We start from the raw sequence: 12,569 nt of genomic DNA, 5'->3' as shown, positions 1-12,569 counted from the left end.
GCCAGGTGTATTGCAGAGTAGCTACGTTGGGAATAGATAAGCGCTGAAAGCATCTAAGTGCGAAACTAGCCACAAGATGAGACTTCCATTGAGGATCGTAGCAGACTACTACGTTGATAGGTTACAGGTATAAAGGTGGTGACATCAAAGCCGAGTAATACTAATCATCCGAAGCTTTCTCATAGCAGGTAATTAAAGGGTCGATAGCTAATAGTCGATAGTCCATAGCAATATGGGCCAATCGATCTCATATCTAACATCTCAAATCTAAAAGCCTTCAGGTGCCTATATCGGCGGTGTCCACCTCTTCCCATTCCGAACAGAGAAGTTAAGCCCGCCAGAGCCGATGGTACTGCAGTAAAATGTGGGAGAGTAGGTCGGTGCCAAATCTTAATGCCAATTGGCCTTAACAAGAACCCTTTCATCTAACGATGAAGGGGTTTCTTCGTTTATAAGGTTTTTTCGTGGCGGGTGGTTAATCGTAGCCGGAACCTAACGGTGAGAAAAAGGCGGGAAGCACTTGTAATCCCTCGACAGTCGAGGCTAGTACTTCCAAGTGGTAACGGCACGAGTAACTCTCCCACACGCCAGTCCGGCATACTCACGCCAGAACGGACCTAAAAGTATTACCAGATGCCCATGCGTACGGCACTGTCTAATTTGTTGCCTGATTTTTCACAAACGTTGATGAAATTATATAAATCGATATCTTTTAGCCATAGCGAGGTTTTATCATTAAGCGCGGTAATGGCATGCTCCCATTCCTGATAGTTAGCATATTGGAACACGACCTTTTGAAATGTCATTGCTCGTTTTAGTGCGGTGTCTCCAGTAATAAGGTTGCTTTCTGTATTCCACTGAATAGCCCTTACAAGTTGAGGCCAACGAATCATAAAGATAATCCACTGGCCGATATGAACACTTGATACCTCTTGTAATTTGCTATTGCGATTTGTCAGTTGTAAAAACTTGTAAAATCTATAAAGATTTATAAATCGCTTAATGGCGCGCGGAGAACTGCCCACAAATTCAGCCAATTCATCAATTAAATTAAAAACTTCCGGGTCGTTGTCATCGTATTCATTTGCAGCTTTTTCAATAATTTGTTCTTGTAGCTGAACAGCACGAATTGGGTCGGAAAGTTTTAGGCCTTCTTCAAGTTTCATTAATTCTGGGGTTAAAAGATCCTTGATGCTTGTAGCCTGCTCTATCCGGGTTGAAATTTCATTAGCTTGCTCTTCTATGTCTTTTTGGTGCGCTTCATCTGTGACGCTTGCCTTTGTATTAAAAAAGCTTTTAAAAAAGGCTTTTGAGAGATCGTCGTTAATAATGGGGATGCAAAATTGCAATTGGACAAATTTCTCCATAAAATGCCACCCTAAAGAGCCTTGTTCCCGATAAATATGGGAGGACTTATCACTGATTTTATCATAGGCTACATCCAAGGATGCGGCAACCATTTGTGCATCCTGGCCCAGAATAAAATAGCACTTTGGAAAATCGCCACTGATAAATAAGTTTATAGCCTCAACAATTTCTGCAACAGTATTAGGTGAACACCGATCAAGATCATCAATGAAAAGTACAGCGGGGCAATCATCTGAAATCAACAAATTCATTACATCTCTGAGGTCTTCTTCCACCTCATTGAAGTACCCTCGTTTACTTGCATAATCAGGCTGCTTTATATATTTAGTAATATCAAAATCAACTTTTTCATTGTCCGCTTTCGCCTTAAGTTTTAAATATGCAAATGTTGAAATCAAAAGCAATGGGCCACACGTAAATAAACTGGTGAATATCGGAAAATGCCAAATTAAACTTGAAATGAAAGTAATTGCTGTTATCCCAAAACCCAATAAGGCATTGAATATTTTATTAATTCCTTTAAATCTAAGGGTATTTTTAAGTTTTTCCTGGTCTATTCTTTTTAAGTTCAATCGCAACCAAAATTCTTCTTTGGCTAAAGTAGTTGGCAATTGATTAACTAATTGATGGATTATCTCATATGCGAAGCCTGCCCAAATTTGTTCGTTTTTTTGAAACTTCCAGGCGTTAAACCATACCGTGGGATACTGCAACGATTTTGCGTAATTGAATCGCTCTTTTGCCCTGTCTATCCATTGCTTAAATAGAAAAAATGTAGCAGTTTTTACGTTACCTTTTGGGGAATCTGGAACATTATCATCTGGTTCTTTTAAGATAGGCTTTATAGCTTGTAATTTCTTTTGTATAAAGCGCATCAAGCTTGTTTTGCCTTTTCCCCAAGGCGCCATTATGCCAATAGTAAGCGGAGGGGCGGTGTTTTTATGGTTAATAAATGCAACAATTGCACTGGCATATAGTTCATAATTCAAAAGATCTTTATCGGCGTAATAGTCAGTTAAAAAGGTTGACTCTATTGAACGCCCTCTACTTTCTCCATCTGTTTCAGCAATTAATGTAGGGTTGCTTGAAATATCATTCTGGTCTTTGGGGGTATCGCCGAACAATTCATTTTTAAATAACTCCCAATCTACAATAGATCCTAAGATATCTTTAATGGCTGGGTCGTTGATTTTGGCAACGGTACTCCTATATGAACCCCTGCCGCCTATATCATATTGAACATTTTTTACTCTCCAATCTATATTTAAGAGAAGGCCTGAACCAGGATTGGAAACTACAACGCCCGCTCCTTTAATTCTTAAGTAGTTTTTGGAACCGACGGCAAAGGTCGATTTTAGAAATAAGACACTTCCTACCGGGATGTCTTTGACTAATTGAATATATTTATCGTCCCGGCCATTTTCCCATATTCCATTTTTAAAAAAACGAGATGATTGGTCCTTTGCGCCACTCCAGATTGATCCGACCAAATAACATTGATAAGTGGCCAAATAATCTAGAAATAGGTTTTTACGGGTGCTTTCATCCAATGAATCAATCTGCGCGTCAACAGGTTGCGGAGATGATGATTCCTCCAACTTTATTAATGTAGTAAAAGCCAGGTCATCTATGATAAATACGTCCAAGACGCAGTCTTCTCGGGAATATTCTATAAAAGCATTTTTAATTACTATAAAAGCTTCTTTATAATCCAGTCCTCCGGCGCCCGTCCCTAAAAGTGTTGTCGCAACATTTTTTACACCTGAGTTTGTTTTTGTAAACTCCCCAATTTCTCTTATGATATTCGTAATAGCTTCGTAAGTGCTAAAATTAGTACCTACCGAAACCGCATAAATGATATAAGAGAAAGGCTTAAGCGTAAAGGATTGAATGGTTGGCAAATTATAAGTCGTAATTTCTATCGACCCTAACGTCTTGTATTCAAGTTTTGGCAAGGCCCTGTTAAACGCTTGCTCAAATTGCCGCCCCACACCTTCGCTTACAGTGCCAACCGTTGAGCGGGGAATAATTATCGCCTCGGCAGAAGATGAAAAAACACTATCATTAATAACGTTGACTTTATTTGAAGACATAGTTTGACTTGAGATAGTGAAATTACAATAGTTATTTGAGCATCGGTTTAGGTGATTAAATTAAGCGTTTTTTACGGATATTAATAAAAAACCTTTTATCTTAATTTAGAACGAGGAGACTATGTCTCGCGTAGGTAGTGAGACTTGCAAATGGCACATCTTATGCTAAGCACTCCCTTTTATGGGCAATGCGCTGATGGTTGGCGTTATAGAGAAAGTAGGCAGCAATTGCTGCGCCCAATAGAGATATAGTAAGGAAAGAGCCTGCGAAGGGTAGCCGCGCATCTGGCTACGCTCCGCAGGCCTGATGTTCTACAACAGGTAAATCTTAAAGAACTTCTTGCCGTATTCGCCCCAGTCTTTCATTACCGTGGTTAGGGTGTTGAAGAGGCTTTTATAGTCTACGGGTTTGCCTTTTACAGGTGCTTTTATGGTGGCATCGGCAACGGGCACATCGGTTACTTTGGTGGCGAACCAGGTGACGTTCTCATGCGGGAGGGCAAGGCCTAATATCATGCCGGGCAGGCCGCTGAACGATTCGGGACCCCCGGATACCGGTATCTCGTCTGAATAGAACGCCACTACATAAATGGAATCCATCACGATGGCGTTGGCGCGGCGGCAGGTATAGCCTGCAATTTCGCGGGTTTCGTCGGTTATCTTCCAGTTTATTTTGCGGGTGGTGTCCTTTACCAGGAAGGCTTCGTCGAAGACCTTCTTATTGGTGATGCTGAAGTTGGTGTTCAGGTCGGTATAAATGGTGTTTATCTGTTGCGCAAGGGGCATATCACTAAACCAGCTGTTGCTCGGCGGGTCGTCAGACTCTATGGGCGTGTACAGCGTTTTGTTGTTGCCGAAGGTCATCTTGCTCAGGAGCGTTTTAAACTGCGGGTTGTTTTTCTTGTACGATTCGAACGCCGGGGTGTACCAGCTTTCGTTATCCTTATTAATTACTTTTTTGATAACCGCGTACATATTTACTTTCTTCTCGTACTCTATAGTGCCCGATGTGGTAAAATGCGCGTTCTGTGCCGATAGTATGCCGCTGCTGAGCAGGCAGGCCAATAATACAAACAGTTGCTTTTTCATATGTATGATATCTTGATATGTTAATGCCTTATTTCTTTGGTTGCGTGCCGCCGCCCATGCCGCTAAAATCCCATACTACCGATAACATAAAATACCTGCGTATGGTAGTGTATTTTGATTGTGTATAGTTCCCGCCAAATGAATTGCGGCTGAAGCCCGAATTCTGGTTCAACAAGTCTCTCCCTTGCAGGCTGAGTTTTAAGGCTTCTGATTTCAAGAACGATTTTGTTAAGCTGGCATTAACAATCGTTTGCGAAAAATCTTCAGGAATTGATTGCGTAGCCGCTTTATACTGGTATTGCGCGTCGGTACCTATCTTGAATTTAAGCGGCAGGTAAACCTCGATATAATAACTGGCGTTAAAACCACGGGCGTTGTTGTTCCTGTTGGGTTGCACAGATGATTGCCCTACAGAGTAATCGGGGCCGGCATCGATATATACCTGGTATTTTTTCTCTTTATATTTAGATAGGGTTATCTGCCCCGAGTAGGTGTTTGAATTTGTGCGGTTAAGTTGTGCAGGCGTATTACTGGTAGTTACCATGTTATAGTAAATATTGCCGTTTGCGCTTAACCTTGCGCCAACATTCATCCCTATTGCCGTAACTTTTTTACCAAGGTCTATGCTAAGGTTAAAGTTCGACTGGCGCTGGTTGGATAAATTTATGGCTTGTATGGTGCTTTTACCGGTTGAATCAGTAAACACGCTGTTCACGATAGGGTTGGTAGTAACGTTATAGCTTCCGTTTAGCCATATCGATTGCTCGCTAAGAACTTTGTACATATTGTACCACATGCTAACGCGATGGGTAAATGATGGCGTTAGGCCGGGGTTACCAATTACCACGTTAAGCGGGTCGGTGTTTACGCGGATTGGCTGCAACTGATCTAGCGTTGGCTGGGTTTGGCTGCCGTAATAGTTTAGGCTGATACCGCCGTAAGTAGATATTTTATATTGATAATTGGCCGTAGGGTTCCAGTTGATGAAACTCCGTTTTGCAGAAGTGCCCAAAATTTGATTTTTTTGGTTGAAGGTAACATCAGCAAGGCGTGTACCGAACCGCAGGGTGCTTTTTCCTTTTTTGTAGTTGAAGTTAAGCCCGCCCTGGTTAGATACCTGGTTAAAGATATAATGGTTGCTCAACGAATCGTTCAGCAGGTTGTAATTGCCCGGGGCCGATTGATCGTATGAGCGGCGGTCGGCATCGCTGTTATTGAAGTTGATGCCATAGCTCAGTATCATAGATAGGTACTTAGAGAAGGGCTCGGTGTAAGTAACATTAGTACCGAATTTTGAGGTTTTGGTGTTATCGATTTTCTGCTGATCTATTATCTGGCTGCTATACAATTGGCCTTGTTCGTCATACAAGCCCAGGTTCGATTTCAGGAAACCATCTGCCTTATTATCGGTAAAGCCGGTGTTTACGTTAACAGATAATGTGCGGCCCTTTTTCTTCAATTTTTTGGTGTACAATACCGTTGCGTTGAAGAGTTGCTGGTCTACGTCGTTATTAACCGAACGGTCGTTCTGGTTCAGCAAGCTGTTATCGGCACGGGTACGGGTGCTCTGGTTGCCGGTGCGGGCAGTGCTGTTCTTAAGCGTTCCGTCTACTGAGAATTTCAGCGTAGCGGTACTATCCAACTTAACCGAGTAGGTGGCATCCAGCTTTTGCCTGAACATGTAATTGTTGAATGTTTGGTTGGTTACGCTGTTGATGATGCTGGTATTGCTGTTGCTGGCATCGGGTAGGTTTTGCTGCGTTATGGTATTGCGCATCCCATCTACCGAAAGCGAACCTATTTTGTAATTGGTATTAAGGCTGTATTTATCTGCCTTCCATTTATCGTCGTAGTGTACACCGCCGGTACGCGCTACCGGGATACCTTCGCCCTCATAATTCCCGCTGAACGAATCGAGGCCATTGTCGCTGCTGCTGCCATCGAAGTATGCGCCGCCGTCGTCGCCGAACGTCAGGCCGCCACCCGTGCCCAGCTTGTTGTTATCCTCCCAGCCCAAACCGGTTTTGCCGGTGTTACCCAGGGTGCCATAGGCCGAAAATTTCTTTTTCCCTTTGAATTTATTGAACAGTGCCTGCCCCTGGTAAAAACCATCGGTGCCCACGCCTGCATCTATTTTGCCGAAGTAGCCGTTCTTTTTATCTTCTTTTAATTTGATGTTGATGGTTTTGGTTTTGTCGCCATCATCTATGCCGGTAAAGGCTGCCTGGTCGCTGGTTTTATCGTACAGCTGTACTTTATCTACCATATCGCCGCGGATGTTTTTGGTAACCAGCGTTGGGTCGTCGCCAAAAAATTCTTCGCCATCAACCAGTACTTTTTTTACAGTTTGGCCCTGCGCGGTTATCTTGCCATCCTTATCTACCTGTATGCCGGGGAGCTGTTTCAGCAAATCTTCCACCTTAGAGTTTGGCTGAATAACGAATGCTTTGGCATTGTATTCGGTGGTATCGCCTTTTATTTTTACGGCGGCCACGGTGCCTTTGATAAGCACTTCTTTCAATAATCTCGATTTTAGCGACATGTTGATGTTGCCGAAGTTGTGGTCGGTATGTACCGAATCGAGCGTGAATTTTTCTACATAATCGGCATAATCGGGGTAGGTAACCAACAGGATGAAGCTGCCTTTGCCCAGGCCCGATAAGTTGAACGCGCCGCTGCTATTGGCCCGCACAAATTTGCGCAGGGTAGAGTCTTTAGCGTTCAGCACGCTTACCGAACTGTTGAACAGCCCAACATTGGCCACAGAATCGCGCAGGGTGCCTTTCACCGAGTACGTTTTTTGTGCCATGGCCGAAAATGTGCAAATACAAAAGAAGAATAGTACTGTAAATGTGATTTTCATAGTTTAGAGTTAGTGCACGCAAGATATAACTAAAATCTTAGTAGAAGAAACTCAACTTGTTAAAATGTGTTAAAAACAGCCACTGAAGTGTTAAATAGCAATATTGTTACTAAAGCTTAACTATTTTGCCTTTGTAAAGCACGCTGCCATTAAATGAGATGATGCAGGCATATACACCGGGATTTATGCGCAGCGGTATTTCATTTTGCAGCCCGTTGAAGGTTTTGCTGAACCGTAAAATGCCCATGGTATCGTACAATTTTAGGTCGTAGTCCTTAATGTCGCCGCTTAGGATGTTTAGCTGCGTGGTAACCGGGTTAGGGTATAGGGTAAATTGCGCCGCTTGCAAAAGGATGGCGCTTGCATTATCCGAGTATGTAATTTTGCCATCGGTAGTGCTTAGTTTTGCCCGGTAGTAGTTGATGCCTTTTTTGGGTGTGGTATCTGTAAACTGGTAAATGAGTGCATTTGCAGCAATGGCAGTAGTGCCTATTGGTTGGTATTTATCTGTGCCGATAAGTTTTTCCCAGGTAATATCTTTCAGGTTTACTACGCTGCCAACCGATAGCGTTAGTTGTATTTTACTGTCCGTGGTTATGTTGGCCAACAGGGTTTTTACGTAGCAGCCCACGCCTTGTGTTGTAGCATCAATAGTATAACTTTTTATCCCCTCGAAGCCATTGCCCATGGCGCTTACAGCAAAATAATTTGATGTTTGCATCGCCGCAGGGATAGTAATTGTAGTATCGGTGCTTGTAGTTAGCGGCTGTAAAATATTATTTTTAATGCTGTAGATAGTATATCCCGTTGCGCCGGGCTGAGGGCTCCAGTGTAAAAGCGTTCCGTCGGTACAGTTGTAGCCCACGTTAAGGACCAGTGGCCTGGAGATCGTAAACTCCGGGCTGATATGATCCCCGCCATTGATGGTTAACCGTAGCATAGCCTGTGTAAATGTATCCGGCGGAGCCCATTTATAAAAACCATCAGCAAGGTTAACATTGGTAACAGGTTGCCAGGTAGTGCCATGGTTGTAGCTTACACTTAACTGGCCGCTTGCGTTGCTGTAGGTATTTTGCCAGTGCAGGTAATTATCTTGGCCGGCGAATACTTGGTTATTGCTCAGCGGGAATACCCACTCGAAATGGTTGGCCGCTATGGCCGAGTAAGTTATATAAAAGGGCTGCGTACCTGTTACTATGCGGCTGCCTTTTACACTGATGGTATAAACGCCCGCTTCGGGCGTTTGCAGGGTTATTTGCTCGGCATTATTAAGTGTATCACGCCGGCGTGTTGCAGGTTTCGTAAGCGAATCTGCCGAGGGGTAGTTGCTGAGCACCCATGGCAATAAGGTTTGGCCCGAGGGTGTGGTAACGCTTAGGTCGAGGTCGTTTACCAATGCCGATGGCGCATTCAGCGTGGCCGGGGCATCATTCCAGGCTAATGATATTTTAAGCATGCCGCTGTTGGGTGGCACCGTAATTTGGTAACTGCTTTGCCCGTTGTTGCTTAAGGTTCCGGCTTTAAAGCGCGCCTCGTTTAATATCCTCGCGGCTTCTAAAGCGTTTAGTTTGCCGTAGCCGGTTTTAAAATCTACTGCGGGCTGGCCGATATCATCGGCAGCTGTAATCAATGCGCTTTTTATTAATGCGGCCGGGGGGAGACGTTGATATTGTTTTTTATAGGCCTGCTGTAACAAAGCAACTGTACCCGATACCAGCGCCGCTGCGCCGGAGGTACCGTCTTCGCCATCGGCAACCAGTTCGGGCTTTACGCGCCCATCATAGGCCGGGCCCGACGAACTTAAGGCCTCGGGTATATTGGTGTGGCCGGTTCCGCCTACTACCAGTACATTTTTTGCTTGTTTAAAAGTGCCTGAGAGGTTGGCTAAATTGCTTATACCGTTGTAAATGCCTGTTTCGGGTGCCGTGGTACCGATATTGCCCGACGAGAACACGTGCACCAGGGTATCCTGTTCATAAAGTTGTGCATCGTAGGCCGCAGCTTCTATCCCGTAAAAATTTTCGATGCCCACCCCGTATGAGTGGTTTTGAATGCTGATGTGGTAATTTTTGAAATATGGGGTGCTATCGGGCGAAAGCCGGGCAAAATCCGACGAAGTAAATTTTACTGCCGGCGCAGCACCAAGCCCTTTTATATACGAATTGCCATTGCCGCCAATTAAAGTTGCCATGACGTTGGCATGCCCCGAAATATTTGGTGATGCCGGGGCAGCAATAAACGAACGCCCAATCAGGTCGATATCGGTTTCGTCGTAGTTTTCTTCTTTCAGGCTTACATTAATGCCGCTGCCGTTTATGCCGGGATAGTTACCGGTTATAGCGGCGATGTTATTTACGTCAAGGTCGATGTTGTCTATCGCCAGTTCTTCGTGCGCTTTACGCACCAGGCCCGCAAAGGTGATATTGCCATCGGCTAATATATTGCTAAGCTGTTTTAAAGGAGTTTTTATGATGATAGCGTTGCCGCTTGTGCTGATAATTGTAGTTGCCCGGCTTAGTTTTGCAAGGCTGCTCTCATCGGCCTGTTTTAGTACAAGCGTTATCAGTTTTGTGCTGTTGGGGTGTTCTGCGGTTAATTTGGCCAGCCTGTCATCCGCTTTCCAAAGCGGGTTTGCGGCGGCAACAATTGCCATATTGCTATCGGCAATTAGCTTTTGAGTAGAGGAAACCACATAGTAATTATAAGACACCCTTTTTACGGGGCGGACTTTCTGTGTGGCAAACTTTGCAGGGTTTTTAATATTTACAAGGTAATAATAAAGGCTATCGGGCTGCTTTTCTGCGCTCATTTTATCAGCCGAATATATGGCACTGATACTTTTATCGGCACGGGTAGTTTGGGCTTCACAAAATATAAAGCTTGCAAGTAAGTATAAAAGGCAGGCCCCTTTTTTTAACATAGGCGTATAACAACATAAAGGGGAGCATATACTCCCCTTTATGTAAAACTAACACTTAATTTTTAATTAATTTAACTTAGTATAAATAGTTAAGCGCAACTTTATCGTTGGCGTTGAAAGTGCGGTCGCCGCCATTAGAGCAGGCAAGCATCCATGAGTTTGCATCAGCAGTTGATGGCGTACCCGGGATAAGTATAGCGCCAATGTTTGAAGCGCCCTCGTTTGTTGGCGTACCACCGCAGCTATATGCGCGGTTAAAGTAATCGGTATGGCGGAAACCAATGCAATGGCCCATTTCGTGCTGTAAAACCGAAGTAAGGTAGTTTACATCGGGGTTTGTGCCATAAGCCTGTGCGTTGGTGTTCATCTGGATTTGGCCGTAAGGGTTACCTTTTCTGGTTGGGAAGCCCGATGAACCTAAAGTAATATAACCACCGCTTGGGCCCTGGTTAAAGCCAACTACCTGTATTTGACCGCCGCTTGCCACAAACTGAAACTGAAGGGTTAAGTTAAGCGCATTGTAGCGTGCAATGGCGTTTTGGGTAGCGGTACCGTAAACGGCAGGCAGGTTTGATATGGACACCGTAACCGTACGCGGTAAGTTTTTTACCAGGTTGGTGGTTCGGTACTGTTCAGATTCGGCAATCCGTAATACGGGGCCGGATGTGCCTTCGGAAAGGTTTTCATCGGTTAAAAGGATATCGCCTTCTACGAGGTAACCGCCGTCTACTTTATGCGCATCAACCGTGCTGAAACCCATGCCGGCAATGCTTTGCTTTACCTGGGCAGATAATTCTGTTGACGAAGCAGGGGGCGTAACGGGAGTTTTTGCATTTTTTTGGCAAGCGAAAAGCACGGTTGATAGTACCGCAGCCGCCAGGCCGGTTTTAAATAAAAAATTAGTTTTCATGTAAATGTAGTTAAGTGAGGTAAGTGGGTTAAGTGAGTTAAATGTTAGTTATTTGTTAAGTACACATATTTACGAAAAAGATGACACAAAAGTTACTTTTGAGTTAATATTTTGATAATGTGTTGATAACTTTTAACAGCCGCTTCACCAAGCCCGTGCATTTAAAACATTTAGGAATAAATTAGCAGGTAGCACCAGAACAAAAAACGCAAACTTAATTGCAGAGCGTTTTGTTTTTTTAAAGGGTGACTTTATTAAATATTGAACGGGCTTTGCCAATCTTTAAAAGCAGGCAGCACCTGGTCTTTGGCAGATACTACAGCGTCGGTCTCTGCAAGGCCCCAGCCAATGGCCAGTTCGGGGTCGTTCCATAGCACGCCCGTTTCTGATGCTTTATCGTAGTAGTTGGTTACTTTGTAAGCGAAGATGGTGTTATCCTCCAGCGTTACAAAGCCGTGCAGGCAGCCGGGCGGTACCCACAGCTGCAGGTTGTTGGTAGCGCTTAGTTCCACGGCAACATGCCTGCCATAGGTTGGCGAGCCAAGGCGCGCGTCTACCGCTWCATCCATTACGCTGCCCTGTAAAACGCGCACCAGTTTGCCCTGCGCAAAAGGATGCGCCTGTGCATGCAGGCCCCTAACTGTGCCTTTTTGCGACATGGATTGGTTATCCTGCACAAAGTCAGCCTCAATGCCTACCTCGGCAAGGGTGCGTTTGCTATAGCTTTCGTAGAAGTACCCGCGGTCGTCGGTAAATATGCGGGGCTCTAATATTATTACGCCGGGGACAATGGTTTGGGTAGCGGTCATATTATGGTTAGTCTACGGTTTTCATAACGGTATTGAACAATACAAAGCGCTCGGCAAATTGTTGCTGGTGCCCATCCTGAAAACGGAACAGATGGCCGCTGTAATACTCCTGAAACTGCTCGATGGTATCGGCCATGTATTGCACGCAGTAAGTAATGCCCTCGTTAGGCGAATCGATAATGGTAAGTATCTGATGAGATGAGAAGTAACCTGTAGCCATAATGGCGGGTATCTGCACCTCTTTCATCCAGGCCAGCCATTCCTGCTCAACCGTATCTTCGAGGATAAACGTTTCGTTGTAAATAATCATGGGGGCAAAAGTACATTTTTTTGATTACACCGATTCTTTTTTGAGATTACACCGATTAGGGGATGATTACACCGATTAACACTGATTTTTTTCGATTTTATTTAAAACACAATCCCACATTCAAAATTCTTATCAATGACCCAATGACCCAATGACCCAATGACCCAATGACCCAATGACCCAATGACCCAATGACCCCCAATGACC

The 12,569-nt window shown here is 44.3% G+C and carries 7 protein-coding genes and 2 rRNA genes; 2 read left to right on the top strand and 7 right to left on the bottom strand.

Annotated elements, in window-relative coordinates:
• Together AC1DYT_RS26495 and rrf are read left to right on the top strand one after the other, a co-directional pair.
• A 23S ribosomal RNA gene (locus AC1DYT_RS26495) occupies window positions 1–184 on the top strand; the annotation flags it as partial.
• A gap of 93 nt (window positions 185–277) precedes the next feature.
• A 5S ribosomal RNA gene (rrf, locus tag AC1DYT_RS26490) occupies window positions 278–389 on the top strand.
• 237 nt (window positions 390–626) lie between these two features.
• Here rrf and AC1DYT_RS26485 read toward each other — a convergent pair.
• The 7 genes from AC1DYT_RS26485 to AC1DYT_RS26455 all read right to left on the bottom strand — a co-directional run bounded on the left by AC1DYT_RS26485 (window position 627) and on the right by AC1DYT_RS26455 (window position 12,362).
• Entirely contained in the window at window positions 627–3,461 is a 2,835-nt protein-coding gene (locus AC1DYT_RS26485) for a P-loop NTPase fold protein (RefSeq protein ID WP_477472492.1), read from the bottom strand.
• Window positions 3,462–3,773: 312 nt separating this feature from the next.
• Window positions 3,774–4,550 carry a GLPGLI family protein gene (locus tag AC1DYT_RS26480; protein ID WP_477472491.1) on the bottom strand — a complete coding sequence of 259 codons (777 nt, stop codon included), beginning with the start codon at window positions 4,548–4,550 and terminating at the stop codon, window positions 3,774–3,776.
• Window positions 4,551–4,578: 28 nt separating this feature from the next.
• A complete protein-coding gene (locus AC1DYT_RS26475; protein ID WP_477472490.1) occupies window positions 4,579–7,413 on the bottom strand; it encodes an outer membrane beta-barrel protein in 2,835 nt (944 codons plus the stop codon).
• A 109-nt stretch (window positions 7,414–7,522) separates the two neighbouring features.
• Window positions 7,523–10,222, bottom strand: a complete 2,700-nt coding sequence (locus AC1DYT_RS26470) for a S8 family serine peptidase (protein ID WP_477472489.1) — start codon at window positions 10,220–10,222, stop codon at window positions 7,523–7,525.
• A gap of 187 nt (window positions 10,223–10,409) precedes the next feature.
• Window positions 10,410–11,243: a M57 family metalloprotease gene (locus AC1DYT_RS26465; RefSeq protein WP_477472488.1), complete on the bottom strand. Its 834-nt coding sequence runs from the start codon at window positions 11,241–11,243 to the stop codon at window positions 10,410–10,412.
• Window positions 11,244–11,497: 254 nt separating this feature from the next.
• Window positions 11,498–12,052 (bottom strand): dTDP-4-dehydrorhamnose 3,5-epimerase, encoded by a 555-nt coding sequence (gene rfbC / locus AC1DYT_RS26460; RefSeq protein WP_477472487.1) that lies wholly within the window; start codon window positions 12,050–12,052, stop codon window positions 11,498–11,500.
• Window positions 12,053–12,059: 7 nt separating this feature from the next.
• Window positions 12,060–12,362, bottom strand: a complete 303-nt coding sequence (locus tag AC1DYT_RS26455; RefSeq protein ID WP_477472486.1) for a DUF4286 family protein — start codon at window positions 12,360–12,362, stop codon at window positions 12,060–12,062.
• Window positions 12,363–12,569 lie beyond the last annotated feature (207 nt).

This window comes from Mucilaginibacter sp. P1_D10, assembly GCF_056406215.1.
The sequence above is the reverse complement of the archived record's forward strand: the minus strand, read 5'-3'. Positions and strand labels throughout refer to the sequence as shown.

Bases quoted from the DNA above. Each gene is read 5' to 3' on its own strand.
- AC1DYT_RS26475 (WP_477472490.1), bottom strand. From the start codon at position 7,413: ATGAAAATCACATTTACAGTACTATTCTTCTTTTGTATTTGCACATTT.
- AC1DYT_RS26480 (WP_477472491.1), bottom strand. From the start codon at position 4,550: ATGAAAAAGCAACTGTTTGTATTATTGGCCTGCCTGCTCAGCAGCGGC.
- AC1DYT_RS26465 (WP_477472488.1), bottom strand. From the start codon at position 11,243: ATGAAAACTAATTTTTTATTTAAAACCGGCCTGGCGGCTGCGGTACTA.
- AC1DYT_RS26485 (WP_477472492.1), bottom strand. From the start codon at position 3,461: ATGTCTTCAAATAAAGTCAACGTTATTAATGATAGTGTTTTTTCATCT.
- AC1DYT_RS26455 (WP_477472486.1), bottom strand. From the start codon at position 12,362: ATGATTATTTACAACGAAACGTTTATCCTCGAAGATACGGTTGAGCAG.
- AC1DYT_RS26470 (WP_477472489.1), bottom strand. From the start codon at position 10,222: ATGAGCGCAGAAAAGCAGCCCGATAGCCTTTATTATTACCTTGTAAAT.